Here is a 17815-nt window from a genome sequence, read left to right as displayed (position 1 = left end):
CACCCCTCCTGTCCGGGATTCCGGGAACCCTCGGCAATCGGGGGATCACGCCCGGTAGACCTGGGTCATGACGACCTGGCTGCGCGAAGAGACCCCGCACGACATCTTCCGGTTCCTCCGGGAGGGCGACGAGGGGCGGCACCAGACGGCCCGCGTGACCGCCGACGGGGCCGCCTGGCTCGCCTCGGCCGCCGGGGGTCGCGACGGCGCCGCGCTGACCCGCTGGGAGTCCCGGCCGGCCTCCCCGGCGGCGCTGCCCTGCGGGACGGTCTTCGACGTCGTCAACGTGGACCCGGTCTTCGGGCGCCGGATGCTGGACCGGCTGTGGGAGGAGGGCCCGGGCTCGGGGCCCGTCGCGACGCACCGGGGCCGGATGATGCTGTTCGCCGCGCCCGGGACGGCCCAGCGGCTGCCGGCGCTGCTCGACTGGGAGGAGTGGGGAGAGGCGGTCCCCCGGCCGCTCTGTCACGGGCTCGGGGACGCGGTGACCGTGCCGCCGCTGGTTCCGTCCGATTCCGCCGGGCCCCGCTGGCTGGTGGCCCCCGACTCCCGGCATCCGTGGCTGCCGGGCCCCGAGGTCGTGCTCTGGGCCTGTGTGCGGGCCGTCCGGGCGGCCTCCGCCGCCGACGTGCGGGTATCGATTTTTCCTCCCGCCGATCCGGATGCTAATGTCTACGACGTCAGCAGGCGCCGCTAGCTCAGTTGGTTAGAGCAGCTGACTCTTAATCAGCGGGTCCGGGGTTCGAGTCCCTGGCGGCGCACAGACAGAGAAGGCCCCCTCACTTCGGTGAGGGGGCCTTCTTCGTGTTCCGGCGGTCACGCGGGTCCGGGAGGCGTGATCTTCACCGTCCAGACGCCCGCCTCGGTGCGGTCCGTCACCTCGATCCGCACCCCGCTCCCGGGGACGGTCATCGTCTCGCCCTCCTCCAGGGGGGCGTCCGCGAGCGGCGGGTAGACGGAGCGCTCCACGCACGCCTGGGTGTCCGGGTGCGCGTCCACGACCTCGACCGGGCCCTCGCCGGAGGCCGCGTCGTTGCGGACCCGGTAGACGAGCACGCCCTCGGCGCAGGTGTCGGCGTCGTTCCCGGCGCGGCTCCGGGCCTCGATCGCCAGGACGCTGTCGGGTCCGGTGCGGACGACGGCGAGCCGGGTGCCGAGGGTGCCGCCCGCCGCGGGCGGGGTGTCGGTCGGTTCCAGGCTGACCAGGTGGGAGCCGGTGCCCTGGACGCAGGCGACCTGGGCGCTGGAGAGCCAGCCGAGCTTCCACTTGTGCCAGCCGAAGAGGTCCGGGGCGAGCCCGAACTGGCTTCCCATGACGTCCCAGTCCCCCACATGGGTGTCCCAGTCGCCCTTGCCGTCCACGGGCCGGCGGTAGAGGTCGGGCAGGTCGAAGACGTGGCCGGTCTCGTGGGCCAGGACGTTGCGGTCGGGCGGGTGCCGTTCGAAGACGGTGACGACGCGCTTGATCTCGGTGCCGTCGGCCTCCAGCGGGCGGTCCAGGTTGACGACCTTGGTCGCGTCGGAGTCCACGCCGGGCGCGTCCGGGTCGGCGACCAGGTAGACGACGTCGTACCGGGAGAAGTCGACGTCCTTGTCGGCGGCGGCGATCGCGTCGCGGAGGTAGGCGGCCCGCTTCCCGGCGTCCCAGTCCCGCCGTATGTCGTACGCCTCCGACGCGTGCGGCATCGGGGTCCAGGCCGATCGGGCGTGCGGGCGCAGGGTGAAGCGTCCGTAGGAGGCGCGGTCGAAGAACTCGCTGGTGGCGGGGAAGTGGTCGGCGGCGAGCTCGGCCGGTTCGGTGAGCGGTGCGGAGTCCGGGAAGGACAGGAAGATCATGACCGCGTCGAGGGTCTGGTTCGGTCGCGTGTAGGCGCCGTTCCAGGTGTCGAGGCCGAGCGAGTGGTGGGCCGCGGTACGGGGCAGGGCGCAGGGACTCGCCGAGGACGCGCCGACGGCGGGACCCGCGACGAGCCCGGTGGCGGCCAGGGCGGCGAGCGAGGTGAAGGCCGCCGCGCCGGCACGCAGCCGCGGGCGTTCCACTCCCCCGGGTGGCTGCTGAGCCCTCACGTGGACCTCCGGATCGGGAATGCGGGACACCCCACCCACCTTGTGACGTTTCGCGGTGTTTCGCATGTTTCCGCTGCCCCGGTCGGGTGAGGGCGCGCCACGGGGGCGACGCGACACGAGCGCGCTTCAGCTCACGGAAAGTCACATTCGGTCATGCCCTCGACGACCCGTGTCAGACCCGCGCAGAAACGATCTGGCAGGGGCGTCCGGTAGGCGGCCTCACAGCGCCCGGACCCCCTCGGGGGCCCCTCGGAGCTGGAACGCTCCCCCGGCTGGCTCTATGATCGGCTCACTCTTCCTTGGCCGACCATCCCGACCACATGTGACCGGCCCGACTGCACGGGAGCGAGCGGTGAGCGGAACCCCCGAAGGACCGGTGCACCCAGAGCCGGCGGAGACACACGCGGCCGAGCCCGCACTCACGGAGCGTCACCTCGCGCGACGGACGGCCGAACTCCGCGACTGCCGCGCCGCCTTCCGGGTCGCCCAGCTCGCGATGGCCGTCGTCGACGAGGACGGTGTCGTCGTCGTCGCGAACGACTCCTTCGGCGCCCTCCTCGGTACCGATCCCGCCGCGCTGGAGGAGCAGGCGGCGGCCGACCTCGTCGACCTCGCCTCCGACGCCCGCACCTGGCACGCGTACCGCGAGGTGCTCGGCGGCGGCCGCTCCCGCTTCCGCTGCACCCGCCGCCTCAAGCACGCCGACGGGCGCTCGCTGTGGGCCGAGGTCACCGTCGCCCCCGTGCCCGACAGCCGCCGCGTCCTGCTGTCGATCGCGGACATCAGCGACCGGCGCGAGCTGCACGCGCGGCTGCGCCACCTCAAGATGCACGACCCGGTGACCCGGCTGCCCAACCGCGCGCTGTTCTTCGAGCGCCTCTCGGCGGCCCTGGAGGCCGCGGCCCAGGGCGCCGCCCCCGACGCGCCCCCGTCGCACGGATCGCACCAGTCATACGAGTCGTACGGCTATGGCAGAACAGGGCGGATCGGCCTCTGCTACCTGGACCTCGACGGCTTCAAGGCGGTCAACGACACCCTCGGCCACCGGGTCGGCGACCGGCTCCTGGCCGCCGTCGCCACGCGCCTGACGGAGTGCGCGGACAGCGACGGCTACACCCGCAACGGCGGCCACCTCGTGGCCCGGCTCGGCGGCGACGAGTTCGCGATCCTGGTCGAGGACTCCACCGGCACCGAGCAACTGGCGGACCTGGCGCGCTCGGTGCTCGACGCGCTCCAGCTCCCCTTCGACCTCGGCGGCCAGCGGCTCTCTGTCTCCGCCTCGATCGGCGTGGTCGAGCGCGTCGGGCTCGGGACGACGGCGACCGCCCTGATGCAGGCCGCCGACACCACGCTGTACTGGGCGAAGGCGGACGGCAAGGCCCGCTGGACGCTCTTCGACCCCGAGCGCAACGCCCACCGGATGACCCGGCAGTCCCTCTCCTCCACGCTGCGGCCGGCCGTGGAGCGCGGGGAGTTCGCCCTGGAGTACCAGCCGCTCGTGGATCTGTCCGACGGGGCGGTGCGCGGGGTGGAGGCGCTGGTGCGCTGGAACCACCCGCAGTTCGGCTCGCTCGCGCCGAATCGGTTCATCGGCATCGCCGAGGAGGACGGCTCCATCGTGGAGCTGGGCCGCTGGGTCCTCAACACCGCGTGCCGGCAGGCCCGGCAGTGGCAGAAGGACCATCCGCGCGAGCGCCCGATCTTCGTCAGCGTCAACGTGGCGGTCCGTCAGGTCTGGGACTCCGACCTGGTCGCGGACGTCGCCGGCATCCTCGCCGAGACCGGTCTCGCGCCGCACCTGCTCCAGCTGGAGCTGACCGAGTCCGCGGTGATGGGCTCGAACGGCCGGCCGCTCCAGGCGCTCCAGGCGCTGAGCGACATGGGGGTGCGGATCGCGATCGACGACTTCGGCACCGGCTACTCGAACCTCGCCTATCTGAGCCGACTGCCGGTCTCCGTGCTCAAGCTGGACGGCTCCTTCGTCCGCGGCTTCCAGGACGAGGAGCACGCCAACCCGGCGGACGAGCTGATCGTCGAGGCGCTCGTGCACCTCGCGCACCGGCTCGGCCTGACGGTGACCGCCGAGTGCGTCGAGACGGCCGGGCAGGCCAGCCGGCTGCGGCGGATCGGCTGCGACACCGGGCAGGGCTGGCTGTACTCGCGGGCGGTGACCCCGGACCGCATCGCGGAGCTGATCGGCACGGAGCCGCTGCCGGTGTAGGGCGTACGGGCATGGAACTGCCCCCGGCCGGAGGGACATTCCGGGCGGGGGCAGTGGTTCATGCGGTGGGTGGGATCAGCAGGCGCCGAGGTCCTGCCAGACGCCCCACTCGCCGGTGCTGCCGGGCGCCTCGTTCTGCGTCCACCACTTGGCCTTCCAGTTGTGGCCGTTGTAGGAGACGGTCTGGCCGCCGGTGTAGACGCTGCCGGCCACGTACGCCGGGGCGGTGCAGCCGGTGGGCGGCGTCGTCGGAGGCGTGGTGGGCGGGGTGGTCGGCGGCGTCGTGGGCGGGGTGGTGGGAGGCGTCGTCGGCGGGGTCGTGGGCGGGGTGGTCGGGGTCGTCGGGGACGAGCCGACCGCCGTCACGATGTCCTTGAAGAGCGTCGCGTTGGCGTCGAGGCCGAGGAGCGAGTACATCATCGCGCCGGCGAGGCCGCGCTGGTGGGCGTAGTCGGCGCGGGCCTGGATGGTTCGCTTGTCCAGACCGGTGAAGAACTCGCCGTCCTTGTAGAAGTACGCGGACTTGGCCTGGTCGTCCCAGAAGGTGGTGGCCGCGTTGTCGACGATGCCGCCGAGCTCCTTGTAGTACGCGATGCCGGCCGCCTGGCTCAGCGGGCGGGCGCCGGAGCCGCCGGTCGCCGTCTGCGCGAGGCCGTTGGTGGTCCCGGCCGGGACGCCCTTCCAGCCGCGGTAGTAGAACTCGTAGCCGAGGGTCAGCTTGTTCGCCGGGAAGCCGCCGGTGATGCCGTAGGCGGGCTTGCCGTCGATCCAGGAGTCGATCGCGTTGTCGATCGAGTACTTCTCGGTGCCCGGCTTGATGACGTCCGTCGGGTCGTTCGTGCCGGAGTACAGCGGGGACTGGTGGTACGTCGGCCCGTCGCCGTCCCAGGCGCCGTGCATGTCGTACGTCATGATGTTCGCGTAGTCGAGGTACGCGCCGATCTTGTCCGTCTCGATGTTCTTGATCTTGTCCTGGCCGGCCGGGAGGGCGGCGGTCAGGAGGTACTTCTTGCCGCCGTGGGCCGCGCCGTACTCGTCGAGCTGCTTGCGGAACTCGGCGAGGAGGAGCGTGAAGTTCTGCTTGTCCTCGGGGGCGTAGTGGTTGCCGAGGTGGCCGTCGGCCGAGCCGGGGTACTCCCAGTCGATGTCGATGCCGTCGAAGATGCCGGCGGCGGAGCCGGCGCCGCCGAAGCCGCCCTCGACGGGCAGGTCGCCCTGGATGTACTGCTTGATGCAGGAGGCGACGAACTTCTTGCGGCTCGCGTCGGTCTTGGCCGCGTCCGAGAAGTACTTGGAGTAGCTCCAGCCGCCGATCGAGATGTTGATCTTCAGCTGGGGGTGCTTCGCCTTCAGTTCCTTGAACTGGTTGAAGACGCCCACGATCGGCTGGTCCCACTTGTCGGCGACGCCGTCGACGCTGTCCGCCGCGGAGAAGGACTTCTGGTAGTCGGCGTACGAGTCGCCGGCACCGTCACCCGCGTTGGGGTTGTTGTCGTCGCCCGCGGCCTTGTTGGCCTCGAAACAGGTGAGGTCGGTGGGGTGGATGTTGCCGAACGAGTAGTTGATGACGTCCAGGTTCGCCGCGATCCCCCGCTCGTCGAGGTGCTTCGGGTAGAAGGCGTTCCCGTAGACGCTCCACTGGTCGTAGTACGCGATTTTCACGCCGCCCGTGGAGGCGGTGGTGCCGGTCTCGGCAGCCTGGGCGGAGCCGAGTCCGGCCGTGGCGGCGAGGGCGCCGGCGGCGAGGGCCGAGCTGAGAAGCGCGGCGATCAAGGGCTTACGGGGGTGCACGTGCTGCCTCCGAGTGGGGGTGGCGGTACGGAAGTTGGAGCAGTGATATCCGCCTCGTGAACAGCACGTCAATGGTCTGAACCAGATTGAGGACTAGACCAATTCGACGATGAAAGCCCTTGTCAGAGCCGTGAAGCACAAAACAGAACCGCCCGCCACCATCGGTGACGAGCGGTTTAAGGTTCACTTAGGGCTGTGCCGCGGTTCGTTCGAAGGTGAACCAACGGCCAGGGAATTTCAGCTTCCCGCGCACCGGCGCCCTACGCGTCGACGTCCTCCGGCAGCTCGTACGCGTCCGCGATCAGCTCATAGCTCCGCACCCGCTCCGCGCCGCCGTGTCCGTTGGCCGTGATCATCAGCTCGTCGGCGCCCGTCCGCTTCCGGAGGCCGTCCAGGCCGTCGCGCACCTCGTCCGGCGTGCCGTGGACGACGTTCGCGAGCCAGCCGTCCACGAACTCCCGCTCGGCCGGGCTGAATCCGTACGCCTCCGCCTCCTCCGGCGTCGGCACCAGACCCGGCCTGCCGGTCCGCAGCCGCAGCATCGCCAGCGCGCCCGCGAGGACCTGACGACGGGCCCCGGCCGCCTCCTCGGCGGCGAACGCCGAGACGCCGATCATCGCGTACGGCGCGTCGAGGACCTCCGAGGGCCGGAAGGAGTCCCGGTAGAGGTCGAGCGCCGGGATCGTGTTCCTGGCCGAGAAGTGATGGGCGAAGGCGAAGGGCAGCCCGAGCAGCCCCGCGAGGCGGGCGCTGAAGCCGGAGGAGCCGAGCAGCCAGACCGGCGGGCGCCCCTTCGGGCCCTGCACCGGCCCCGGCACGGCGTGGATCCGGGCGTACGGGTGCCCGTCCGGGAAGTCGTCGTCCAGGAACCGGGTCAGCTCGGCGAGCTGCTCCGGGAAGTCTTCCCCAAGCTCTCGGCTTCGCTCGAGCAGGGGAGACCCCATTGCGCCCTCGTTGAGCGTGTCGGTGCGGCGCAGGGCGGCGGCCGTGGCGCCGTCGGTGCCGGGCGCGCGGCCGAGGCCGAGGTCGATCCGGCCCGGGGCGAGGGCCTCCAGGGTGCCGAACTGCTCGGCCACGACGAGCGGGGCGTGGTTGGGCAGCATGACGCCGCCCGAGCCGAGGCGGATGCGGTGGGTGTGCGCGGCGAGGTGGGCGAGGATCACGGCCGGGGAGGAGGAGGCGACCCCGGGCATGGAGTGGTGTTCGGCCACCCAGTGGCGGTGGAAGCCGCGGCGCTCGGCGAGCCGGCTGAGCTCGACGCTGGTGGCGAGCGCCTGGGTCGCGGTCCGCCCGCTGCCGACCGTCACCAGGTCCAGTACGGACAGCGGTACGGGCGCGGTGCCCCGCGCCTCTCCTCGAATAGCGTCGGACACCGTCGGGACCCTCCTCGGCACGCGTGCAGATACATCAGAGCGACAACAGGAGGATCCCTCCGCTTATTCCGGCGGAAAATTTTCCCCCTCCGCCGGTGGCCGGAGAACGACGTCGGCGCGGGCGCGCACGGCCCTGACCTGAGCCTCTGCGCACCACTCATGACGTGGGCATATGCCAGGGTGGCGCGTCGCAGCCCAGAGGCCCGATGCCGCGCATCATTCTCGCCAACAGCCGCCCCGTAGAAGGCCCTTGGCGGTTATCGTGGTACGAAAGCTTGCGGTCACAACCTGGTAGGGGGAAACCGTGGCGCTGAAGCCCGAGCCCACCGCGCCGTTCCACTCGGTGCAATACGCCCTGCGCGTCCTCGAGACGGTCTCGCGGCACGGTGGCGGAGTGACAGACGTCCAGATCGCGCGCGAGACCGGCCTGCCCGTCGCCCACCTGTCCTCGCTCCTCCTCATGCTCCGCCGTGAGGGGTACGTCGAGCAGGTCGCCGACGGCGCGTACGTGATCGGGGACTCCCTCGTCCTCCTCGGCTCCGGCCTGACCCGCCGCGAAGCCCTGGAGGCCAAGCTCCAGGAAACCCTGACCGAGCTCCGCGACTCCGTCGGGGCCGCGGTCTACATCAGCCGGTACATCGACGGCGAGGTGAAGATCACCCAGTTCGCCGACGGTCCTCGCACGCCCAAGGTCAACGAGTGGGTGGACTTCCGCTCGGCGGCGCACGCCAGCGCGGTCGGCAAGTGCCTGCTCACGCAGCTCGACCAGAACGGCCGCCGGGACCACCTCTCCCGGCACAAGATCGCCCGGCTGACCTCCCGGACGATCACCAGTGAGCGGCTCCTGTTCTCGAAGCTCGACAGCCAGCCGGCGACCGTCCCCGTGCTCGACCTCCAGGAGTACGCGGTGGGCACGGTCTGCGCCGCCGTCCCGCTGACGGCGGGCTCGGCCGTGGGCTGCCTGGCGCTGTCCCTGCCGATCGAGCACGCCCACCGGCTGCGCGCGGCGGCCGACACACTCAACCGCAGGGCCGCGCCGGTGGTGCTCTCGCTGGCGATCTGAGGCGGCGGCCGGAGCCGCTCCCGGCCCTGGTCCCGAGGGTGGTCACGAGCACCCCTCGGGACCAGGTAGTATTTTCTCTGTCAGCAGGCGCCGCTAGCTCAGTTGGTTAGAGCAGCTGACTCTTAATCAGCGGGTCCGGGGTTCGAGTCCCTGGCGGCGCACAGACAGAGAAGGCCCCCTCACCTCGGTGAGGGGGCCTTCTTCGTGTTCCGACGGTCACGCCCTCAGGTACGTCAGGACGGCCAGGACCCGGCGGTGGGTGTCCTCGGCCGGCGGCAGGTCCAGCTTCGCCAGGATGTTGCCGATGTGCTTGCCGACGGCGGCCTCGGTCACGACCAGGCGGCGGGCGATCGCCCCGTTGGAATGGCCCTCCGCGACCAGGCCCAGGACCTCGCGCTCGCGCGGGGTCAGCGCCTCCAGCGGGTCCCGGTGCCGGCGGAGCAGCTGCCGTACGACCTCCGGGTCGACGACCGTGCCGCCGTCCGCGACCCGGGCCAGGGCGTCCGCGAACTCCTCCACCTGTCCGACCCGGTCCTTCAGGAGGTAGCCGACGCCGGTGCCGTCGCCCGCGTCGAGGAGGTCGGCGGCGTAGCTGCGCTGCACGTACTGGCTGAGGACGAGGACCGGCAGGGCGGGCCGCTCGGCGCGGAGCGCGACCGCCGCGCGCAGGCCCTCGTCCTGGAAGCCGGGCGGCATCCGGACGTCGGTCACGACGACGTCCGGCTCGTGGGCGGCGACCGCCTCGCGCAGCGCGTCGGCGTCGCCGACGGCGGCGACGACCTCGTGGCCGAAGCGGGCCAGGAGTCCGATCAGTCCCTCGCGGAGGAGGACGCTGTCCTCGGCGAGGACGACGCGGAGCTTGCGGACAGTGCGGGACACGGGATCTCCACTCGCAGGAGGGTCGGCCCGTCCGGCGGGCTCATGATCGTCAGTGTGCCATCGAGGACGGCGATCCGGTCGGCGAGTCCGGTGAGGCCGGAGCCCCGGGCCGGGTCGGCGCCGCCGTGCCCGTCGTCCTCGACGTCGAGCCGCAGGGCGCCGCCGGTGTGCCGGGCGGTGATCCGGGCCCGGCGGGCGCCGCTGTGCTTGCCGATGTTGGCGAGGGCCTCGCAGCCGGCGAAGTACCCGGCGCTCTCGACGCTCGCCGGCAGCCGGGGCAGCGCGTCGACGTCGGTGTCGACGGGGACGGCGGAGCGGTCGGCGGCGTCGGCGAGCGCCGGGCCGAGCCCGTAGTCGGCGAGGACCTGGGGGTGGATGCCGTGGATCAGCTCGCGCAGCTCGGTCAGGACCTGCCCGGCCTCCGCGTGGGCCTTCGCCAGCTGCTCGGCGAGCGCCCCGCCCGGCGGGGCGTCGAGGCGGGCCAGGCCCAGGGTCATGGTGAGGGCGACCAGGCGCTGCTGGGCCCCGTCGTGGAGGTCGCGCTCGATCCGGCGCCGCTCGGCCTCGAAGGCGTCGACGAGCCGGGCGCGGGAGGCGATGACCTCGCCGATCGCGCCCTGCCGCTCGGTCTCGCGCGGGGTGAGCAGGGCGCGGGCGAGGGCGGCGCGGGCTCCGGTGACCGCGCCGAGGGGGTAGGCGAGGGCCACGAGGAGGACGGCGCCGACGAGGGCGGCGCCGAAGGCCTGGGGATAGGAGGTGACCAGGTACGCCTTGACGACCTTGGCCTCCCGGCCGTCCACGGCCAGCTGGAAGGGGGCGGAGAGGAGGGCGGCGGGCAGGCCGACGCCGACGGCGAGGACGAGGAGGTCGAGCGGCCACAGGACGGTGGCGAGCAGCAGGGCGTACGCGAGCTCCCGCCAGGTGGCCTGCTCCCCCGCCCGCGTCCGGAGCCACGCGGCCAGGCCGGGCGCGGTGGGCACGCGGTGCGGGTCGGGCGCGGGGTCCAGGTCGACGAGGCGGAGCCGCAGGCGCTCGACCCGGCCGAGGACGAGCCCGGAGAGGAGGAGCAGGGGCAGCCCGACGAGGACGAGCGAGAACAGCCCGAGCACCACGAGTACGGCACAGGCGAGGGCCCCGACGACGGCTCCCCCGGCCAGGTACCCGGCGGACCGCCAGGGCCAGGAGCTGCGCGGATACCGGGACCGGACGAGTGCCTGCCAGGGGGTACGGGATTCCATAGCGCCCCACGGTAGGGCCGGGGCGCGGGGCGGGACCATGGCCCTGGAGGGCGTACGGAGGGTGGGGCGGGCCCTACCTGCGCCGAGGTCGGGAGCGGTGGGCGGGCCCTGCCTGCGCCGGGGTCGGCGGCGGTGGACGGGCCCTGCCTGCTCCAGGGTCGGCGGCGGTGGGCGGGCCCTACCTGCTCCAGGGTCGGCGGCGGTGGACGGGCCCTACCTGCTCCAGGGTCGGGAGCGGTGGACGGGCCCTGCCTCTCCCCGGGGTCAGGGGCGGGGGTCCGGGCCGAGGAGGGCTTCCAGGACGCGGGCCATGCCCGTGTCGCCGGTCTCGGTGCCGGGCGGGACCACGTCGAGGGTGCGGCCGACGAAGACGGAGACCTCGGCAGCGCGGGCACGCAGGAAGGCGTCGCCGTCGGGCGACCGCAGCAGGACGTTCAGCTCGCTCCCGGTGCCGGACTCCGTCGGCCACACCCGGACGTCCCCCTCGCCGACCGGCCGGAAGAGCCCTTCGAGGAGCAGCTCGCGGGCGAAGGTCCACACGACCGGGGCCGCCGCGTCGGCGTGGAACACGATCCGTACGGCGAAGGGGTCCGCCGCCCGGTACGTCAGGCGGGTCGGCACCGGGACGCTGTGCCCGGGCGCCAGCAGCAGGTCCATCACGAGGTCGCGTTCCAGTACGGCGCCGTCCATGGCGTGATCACTCCTTCGACTCTCAGCGGTGCCCGGAGAACGAGCCGGGCGGGATACGGCAACCGGCCCGGCGCGGATGCTGTCGCCGGGGACAGCCAGGGCCCTCCGCTTTTGTCGCCCCGGACAACCGGCCCCACGTCAACACCTCCCAACCCGCCCACCCCATGGACACACGTATGACAAGCGCCGTATCCGGCCACGGCACCGTCACGGAGACGCCGTCGGCGCCCGGCCGGGACCTCCCGCCGCGCCCCGGCCCGCCTACGGTGGCGGCATGGGGGCACTGCTCAGCGAGGAATCCACCGGCACGGGCAAAGAACCGGTCGACGCGGCGAGACGACTGGCCACGGCACTCCTCGGCCGGCTGCCGCAGCTCGCCGAGGAGACGACCCACCGGATCCGTGAGGAACTGTCGGTCTACCAGGCCGCGGGGCCCACGACGCGCGACGAGCTGTACACGACGGTGCGCGACAACATCGAGTTCACCCTGCGCCGGCTCGCCCGCGAGGAGCACGTCCCGCTGGACGCGCCCCGCCGCACCGGGAGGCTGCGCGCCGAGCAGGGGGTGCCGCTGTCCGCCGTCCAGTCCGCCTTCCGGATCGGGTACCAGAACTTCTGGGGCGCCATGGTCGCCGAGGCCGGCCGCACCGGGATCGTGACCGACGCCGAGCTGGTGGCGATGGCCGGTGACGTCTGGCGGTTCAACGACGAGTCGGTGACGGCGGTCGTCAACGCGTACAACGAGCGCGCCGCCGCGCTGACGGTCCAGCGGGACCAGCAGCGTTCGGCCCTCGTCGACTGCGTGCTGCGCGGCGGGATGGGCAACCCCGGTTCCGTCCTGGAGGCGGCGGACCTGCTGACCCTCCCGTACGACGGGACCTTCGCGGTCGTCGTCGCCCAGGTGCCCGGCCTCGCCCGGCAGGCCCTGCCGGACATCGAACCGGCGCTGCGCGACCAGGACATGGGGTCGGCGTGGCGGCTCACCCCCGACGCCCAGATCGGGATCGTGTCGATGCGCGGCGACGACGAGGCGATGGGCCGGCTCGTCGAGACGCTGCGGCTGCTGACCGTGCAGCGGGCCGGGGTCAGTCCCCGCTACACGCGCCTCGACCAGACGCCGCAGGCGCTCCACCTCGCGCAGGTCGCCCTCGCCGGGGCCGCGCCGCAGGACGAGACGGTCTCGCTGTTCGACGACGCGCCGCTGCCGATGCTGGTGGTGAGCGCGCCGTCCACGGCCTCGCGGATCGGGCACCAGGTCCTCGGCGAGCTGATGGACCTGCCCGAGGCGCAGCGCGACCAGCTGCTGCACACGATGTCCACGTACTTCCGGGTGGACGGGTCGGCGGAGAAGGCGGCGAAGCTGCTGTTCTGCCACGCCAACACCGTGCGGTACCGGCTGCGGCGCATCGAGCAGCTCTCCGGTCGGTCCTTCGAGCGGCGCCTCGACTCCGCCGAGCTGTACATCGCGCTCCAGGCCCTGCTGCGCCTGCCCGAGGTGGTCCGCGACCCCCTGGAGTAGGGACTAGCCGTAGGCCTCGGGGCGCCCGTGCCGGGTGTAGTGGGCACGGAGGGTGCCGAGCGCCTCCTCGGTCAGGGGCTCGTAGGGGGCGTCGGGGGCGGGGCGCCACCAGACGGGGTCCGGGCCGTGGAACGAGGCCCGGCGGAGGGCGACCCGGTGGATCTTGTTGGTGGCGGTCAGCGGGAGTTCGGGCAGGACGCGGACGAAGCGCGGCGGCATCTTCGTACCCAGGTCCGGCTGGGCGGCGAGGAAGTCGGCGAAGGCGGACGGATCGAAGGCGGCCCCCTCGCGCAGGGCGAGCGCCGCCATGACCTGGTCGCCCGCCACCGGGTCGGGTATCGCGTACACGGCGACGCCTGCGGCCCGGTCCCAGCGGGCCAGGATGTGTTCGATCATCGCGGCGGCGAGGTTCTCGCTGTCGACCCGCAGCCGGTCGTCCGTACGGCCCGCGAAGTAGAGGAAGCCGTCCGCGTCCCGGTAGAAGAGGTCGCCCGTCCAGTACCAGCCGCCGCGCAGCCGGGCCGCCTCCGCCTCCGGGTTGCGCCAGTACCCCTCGAAGGGCGAGCGGCCCCGGTTGACGAGCTCGCCGACGGCCTCGGAGGCGTTGAGGAGCCGTCCGGCGGGTGAGAAGCGGGCCGGTGCGCAGACCTCACCCGTCTCGGAGTCGATCACCGCCAGGTCGTCGCCCGGTGCCGCCCGGCCGATCGCGCCCGGCGGCGTGTCCGGGGTCCGCTGGATCGCCGCGCCGCCCTCGGAGGAGCCGTACCCCTCCACGAGCGGGACCCCGAAGCGCTCCCGGAAGCGGGCCGCGTCCACGGCCCCCGCCTCCGTGCCGAAGCCGAGCCGCAGCGCGTGCGCGCGGTCGTCGGGTCCTGGCGGGGTGGCGAGCAGGTACTGGACGGCCCGGCCCACGTAGGTGAAGTACGTGGCGCCGAAGCGGCGTACGTCCGGGAGGAAGCGGGAGGCGGAGAAGCGGGCCCGCAGCGCGACCCCGGCCCCGGCGGCGAGGGCGGGGGCCCAGTCGGCGATCACGGCGTTGCCGTGGAACATCGGCATGCAGATGTAGTGGACGTCGTCCCGGCCGACCCCGAAGTGCGAGACGAGCGAGGCGCCGGCGGCCGCGAGCCGCCCCTGGCTGCAGAGGGCGGCCTTCGGCGCGCCCGTCGAACCGGAGGTGAAGGAGAGCAGGAAGCGGCTGTCGGGGCGTACGGGGCCGAGGGTGGCGTCTCCCGGGCGGGCGTCCCCGTAGGGGGCGAGGAGCTCCCGGTAGGCCGAGGTGTCGGTCACCAGGATCCGTACGCCCGGCAGCGCGAGGCCGTCGAGGAGCGGCAGGTGGGCGCGCTGGGTGACGAGGACCCGGCAGGCGGTGTGCCGGACGTCCCGGGCGAGTTCGGCGCCGCGCCGGGTGGGGTTGATCCCGGCGACGGCGGCCCCCGCAAGGGCCGCCGCGCTGAGCCAGAGCGGGTACTCCGGCGTGTTGTCGAGCAGGATGCCGAGGTGTGGCTCGCCCCCCGGCACGGGTGGCATCAGGTCCACGAGCAGGGCGGCCCGCGCGGCGGCGCCGGCGGCGACCTGGTGGTGGGTGAGGGTGTGGTGCTCGTCCCTCAGACCGGTCCGGTGGTCGCCCCATTGGCGCCGTACGAGCTCCGCGACGGTGTCCGCGCTCCTCATGGGCCGGACTGTAACTGACGCTCAGTCAGAACTGAACGGCCGGAGACGAATCGTCAGAACGAGACGTCCGAGCAGGCGTAGAACGCGTTCGTGGTGTCCGCGACCGTCCACACCGCCAGGATCAGGTGGCGGCCCGTCTTGCCCGCCGGGATCGTCCCGGAGTGCGTGAGCGTCGACGGCGGCTGCTGGTTGTTGTAGGGGATGGTCAGGAACGGCTGGGGGTCGAGGTCGGCCCGGGTCAGGGCCTTGGTCCCGGTCCAGCCGTTCTTGGTGATGTAGTAGCGGAAGTCCGTGGTGGCGTGGCGGGCGGTGAACTTCCACCGGAAGCTGTAGCTCTGCCCGGCCACGAGCTTCGTCGTGGGCCAGGCGCCGCCGCGGGGGTCGTCGAGCTGCGAGAAGCGGGAGTTCCCGCCGGCGCAGATCTTCCCGTCCGCGGGGCCCGCGGCCGGGAAGCCCTTGAGCCCCTCGACCGACTGCGGCTCCCACTGGATGTCGCCGCAGTTGGTCACGGTGCGGTTGGCGCAGAGCTTCTGACGGCTGATCGGCGCGTCGGTGTAGCCGTGGCTGCCGGCGGTGCCGGTGGCGAGGACGGTGGCGCCGGCGATGCCGAGCGCCACCACCGCCGCCCCGAGTGCCTTGTTGCGCATGCTGTCGCTCCTGGAGAACGTGGGGAGTTCCGTGGGGCCGTGCGCGCGCGTACGGGTGTCGCATGGGACTGCTTTTGGTCTGGACCAAGTATCAAGGTAGGGACGGAAGGTGAAGCTGTCCATCCCCTCAGGCGCCCTCGACCGGCCCCGTCCTGCCCGTGTAGAACGCCACCGTCAGGTCCTTGACCAGCGCCTTGCGCTCGTAGTCGTCCAGCTCCACCAGACCACGACTGGTCAGCCGGTGGACCACGTCGTCGACCGCGTCCACGACCGAGGTGAGGACGCTGTCCCGGTGCTTCGCGTCGATCGCCGCGATCCGTCGGCGCTGCATCGCCGCGGCGACCTCGGGGGCGTACTCGATGCGGGTCGGCTGCGCGGAGAACACGTCCACGCCGACGGGGGCGCACTCCGCCGAGAGCATCCGCGTCAGGGCCTCGCCGACGGCCTCCGCGTCACGCAGCGTCGGGGCGTCCTCGTGGAACGCGTCCGCCGGGAGCTGCGAGAGGACCCGGGCCATCGCCGCCTCCACCTGCTCCCGCAGGTACTCCTCGTGCCCGTCGATCCCGAGCGCGGCCCGGACCGTGTCCCGCACCCGCCAGACGACCAGGACGGTCACGTCGAGCGCGGTGCCCTTCGCGTCCACCGCCGACAGCGGCTCACTGCGCCAGTGCCGCAGCCGGACGTCCACCCGGCGGCGGAGCAGCAGCGGACTCACCCACACCAGGCCGGTACGGCGGACCGTGCCGCGGTAGTCGCCGAACAGGCTCAGCACCCAGGCGTACCCGACGCGGCCGCGGCCGAGACCGCCCAGCGCGAACAGCGCGGCCACGACACCCAGTGCGAGCAGGGCCCACTGCCCCAGATTGATCCCGTGGTACGGGCGCGCCGGCAGCCGCAGCATCCGCGCGGCCTCGGCGGGCACCGCCCCGACCCACCACACGACCCCGGCGCACCAGGCGATCGCCAGCGCCCCGGCGACCACCCCGACCCACCCGGGCAACACGGGCCCGGGCCGCTCGACGAGCGCGGGGTCGGCGGTGGGGGCGGGCCGAGACGCGGCCTGCGGCTTGGACGTGGCCCGGGCCTGGGGCTGGGACTTGTTCTCGGCCCGGGCCTTGGCCGGGGCGGCCTGGACCTTCGACGGGGCCGGGATGGCGGGCCTGCGGCCCGCCGCCGGCGGGGTCGGCGCGGCCATGGCGATCGTGTCGGGCCCCCCGTCGTCGCCCACGGGGACGACGGCCTCCGGCTGGTCCCGGAAGAGCAGGTGCACCGGGATGGACCCGGTGGTCTCGGTCCCGATCACGTTCTTCCGCCGCGCGACCCGAACGACGGCGGCGACGGGCACGGCGACGGCACCGACGCGCGCGCCGCGGATCCGCGCGAAGTCGAGCGCGTCGGCGGGGGCGGGGGCCGCCGCCCCACCGGAAACGGAACCGCCGGGGCGCCCGGCACCCGTATCGGAAACCGGGACGACATCCCCCGCCCCGGCGGCACCAACAGACCCCACACCAGGGGCGGACCCCGCCGAGGGACCACGCCCCACCGAGGCGCCAGCCCCCTCGCCGAGGGCGGCCCCCGCCCGGGCGGCAGCCCCCTCGCCGGAGGCGGAACCTGCCGAGAGCACACGTCCGACAGGGGCATCGGCCTCCGAGCCGGGGGCGATCCCGGCCGGGGCGACAGCCTCCGAGCCGGGGGCGGTCACAGCCCGGGCGACAGCCTCCGAGCCGGGGGCGGTCACAGCCGGGGCAGCAGACCCCGCACCAGGACCGGCCCCCGCCGAGGGCGCACGTCCGGTCGGCACGGCGGGCCCGGCGCCGACGGCATGCGCCGCCGAGGAGCCCGGCACGGCCGGGGCGCCGGGAACGACCCCCGCCTGGGCGACAGCCCCCACGCCGGAGGCGGAACCCGCCGAAGGCGCACGTCCCACCGGGGCAACAGGCCCCGCACCGGGGCCGGTCCCTGCCGAGGGCGCACGTCCCGCCGGGGCGACGGGCCCCGTACCGGGGGCGGAACCCGCCGAAGGCACACGTCCGGTCGGCACGGCGGACCCGGCGCCGAGGAGCTGCGCGGCCGAAGGGCCGGGCCCGGTCGGGGCGGCAGTCTCAGCACCGGGGGCAGAACCCGTCGAAGGCACACGTCCCGCCGGGGCGACGGGCCCCGTACCGGGGGCGGAACCCGCCGAAAGCGCACGTCCCGCCGGGACGGCAGCCTCAGTACCGGGGACGGACCCCGCCCGGGTGACCGGCCCCTCGCCGGGGACGGACCCCGCCCGGGTGACCGGCCCCTCGCCAGGGGCAGGACCAGTCGATGGGCCGGGAGTCGGCCTGGTCGGGTCGGCGCCGGGGGCGGGCCCGGTCGGAGGCGCCGTCTTCGGGGCGGTCGCAGGACCCGTCGGCGCGCCCGTCCCGGAACCCGCGGGCGGCGCCGGCTCCGTGCGGGACACGGGGGCGGCCGGAGCCGGCCCCGCAGCGCCGGGCGCGGAACCCGTCGGAGGCACCGTCGCCGTACCCGAGCCGGACTCGGCCCCGGACCCCGCCGGGGTCTCCCCCGCCGCCACCGACGCCCCGTCGGGCGCGGGCTCCGGAGGGACTTCCGGAACCGCCCCCGCCACCGCAGGCGTCCGGTCCGGTGGTGTCGTGCGCGGGAGCGTGCCGTC

At 73.7% G+C, this 17815-nt stretch carries 13 protein-coding genes and 2 tRNA genes; 6 read left to right on the top strand and 9 right to left on the bottom strand.

Annotated features, from left to right (window positions below):
* The first annotated feature begins 67 nt into the window (after positions 1–67).
* The gene (locus GGE06_RS00875; protein ID WP_116160826.1) at positions 68–697 is read left to right on the top strand and encodes a hypothetical protein; all 630 of its coding nucleotides are present in this window, start codon (positions 68–70) and stop codon (positions 695–697) included.
* Positions 688–761, top strand: a tRNA-Lys gene (locus GGE06_RS00870). The genes GGE06_RS00875 and GGE06_RS00870 overlap by 10 nt, the downstream gene beginning before the upstream one ends.
* 55 nt (positions 762–816) lie before the next feature.
* On the opposite strand, the gene GGE06_RS00865 is transcribed toward GGE06_RS00870, so the two are convergent.
* Complete coding sequence (locus GGE06_RS00865; protein ID WP_184930156.1) at positions 817–2067, bottom strand: M6 family metalloprotease domain-containing protein; 1251 nt, start codon at positions 2065–2067, stop codon at positions 817–819.
* Between the two features lie 352 nt (positions 2068–2419).
* Between GGE06_RS00865 and GGE06_RS00860 the strand changes: the two genes are divergently transcribed.
* A complete protein-coding gene (locus GGE06_RS00860; protein ID WP_116160825.1) occupies positions 2420–4288 on the top strand; it encodes a putative bifunctional diguanylate cyclase/phosphodiesterase in 1869 nt (622 codons plus the stop codon).
* A 75-nt stretch (positions 4289–4363) separates the two neighbouring features.
* Here the strand turns inward: GGE06_RS00860 and GGE06_RS00855 are convergent, their stop codons facing one another.
* Positions 4364–6079, bottom strand: a complete 1716-nt coding sequence (locus tag GGE06_RS00855; protein ID WP_184929814.1) for a glycosyl hydrolase family 18 protein — start codon at positions 6077–6079, stop codon at positions 4364–4366.
* 260 nt (positions 6080–6339) lie between these two features.
* Positions 6340–7452, bottom strand: a complete 1113-nt coding sequence (locus GGE06_RS00850) for an LLM class flavin-dependent oxidoreductase (protein WP_116160823.1) — start codon at positions 7450–7452, stop codon at positions 6340–6342.
* A gap of 304 nt (positions 7453–7756) precedes the next feature.
* Here GGE06_RS00850 and GGE06_RS00845 point away from each other — a divergent pair, with 304 nt between their 5' ends.
* Together GGE06_RS00845 and GGE06_RS00840 are read left to right on the top strand one after the other, a co-directional pair.
* On the top strand, positions 7757–8515 hold the full coding sequence (locus tag GGE06_RS00845; protein WP_116160822.1) for an IclR family transcriptional regulator: 759 nt from the start codon (positions 7757–7759) through the stop codon (positions 8513–8515).
* An 87-nt stretch (positions 8516–8602) separates the two neighbouring features.
* A tRNA-Lys gene (locus GGE06_RS00840) sits at positions 8603–8676 on the top strand.
* A 55-nt stretch (positions 8677–8731) separates the two neighbouring features.
* Here the strand turns inward: GGE06_RS00840 and GGE06_RS00835 are convergent.
* The 3 genes from GGE06_RS00835 to GGE06_RS00825 form a co-directional block, all read right to left on the bottom strand.
* Positions 8732–9394, bottom strand: coding sequence for a response regulator (locus tag GGE06_RS00835; protein WP_116160821.1), 663 nt, complete (start codon positions 9392–9394; stop codon positions 8732–8734).
* Complete coding sequence (locus tag GGE06_RS00830) at positions 9325–10632, bottom strand: sensor histidine kinase (protein ID WP_184929813.1); 1308 nt, start codon at positions 10630–10632, stop codon at positions 9325–9327. Before GGE06_RS00830 ends, GGE06_RS00835 begins: the two co-directional genes overlap by 70 nt.
* A gap of 264 nt (positions 10633–10896) precedes the next feature.
* Positions 10897–11322 (bottom strand): SsgA family sporulation/cell division regulator, encoded by a 426-nt coding sequence (locus GGE06_RS00825; RefSeq protein WP_116160819.1) that lies wholly within the window; start codon positions 11320–11322, stop codon positions 10897–10899.
* 274 nt (positions 11323–11596) lie between these two features.
* On the opposite strand from GGE06_RS00825, the gene GGE06_RS00820 reads away from it, so the two are divergent.
* Complete coding sequence (locus GGE06_RS00820; RefSeq protein WP_116160818.1) at positions 11597–12841, top strand: PucR family transcriptional regulator; 1245 nt, start codon at positions 11597–11599, stop codon at positions 12839–12841.
* Between the two features lie 3 nt (positions 12842–12844).
* On the opposite strand, the gene GGE06_RS00815 is transcribed toward GGE06_RS00820, so the two are convergent.
* The 3 genes from GGE06_RS00815 to GGE06_RS00805 all read right to left on the bottom strand — a co-directional run bounded on the left by GGE06_RS00815 (position 12845) and on the right by GGE06_RS00805 (position 16897).
* Entirely contained in the window at positions 12845–14512 is a 1668-nt protein-coding gene (locus GGE06_RS00815) for an AMP-binding protein (RefSeq protein WP_184929812.1), read from the bottom strand.
* A 53-nt stretch (positions 14513–14565) separates the two neighbouring features.
* Complete coding sequence (locus GGE06_RS00810; RefSeq protein ID WP_184929811.1) at positions 14566–15159, bottom strand: lytic polysaccharide monooxygenase auxiliary activity family 9 protein; 594 nt, start codon at positions 15157–15159, stop codon at positions 14566–14568.
* Positions 15160–15286: 127 nt separating this feature from the next.
* Positions 15287–16897 (bottom strand): SPFH domain-containing protein, encoded by a 1611-nt coding sequence (locus tag GGE06_RS00805; RefSeq protein ID WP_446696909.1) that lies wholly within the window; start codon positions 16895–16897, stop codon positions 15287–15289.
* Positions 16898–17815: the final 918 nt, after the last annotated feature.

Origin of the sequence: Streptomyces nymphaeiformis, from assembly GCF_014203895.1 — a bacterium.
Classification (GTDB): Bacteria; Actinomycetota; Actinomycetes; order Streptomycetales; family Streptomycetaceae; genus Streptomyces; species Streptomyces nymphaeiformis.
This window is presented reverse-complemented; position numbering and strand designations above follow the sequence as displayed.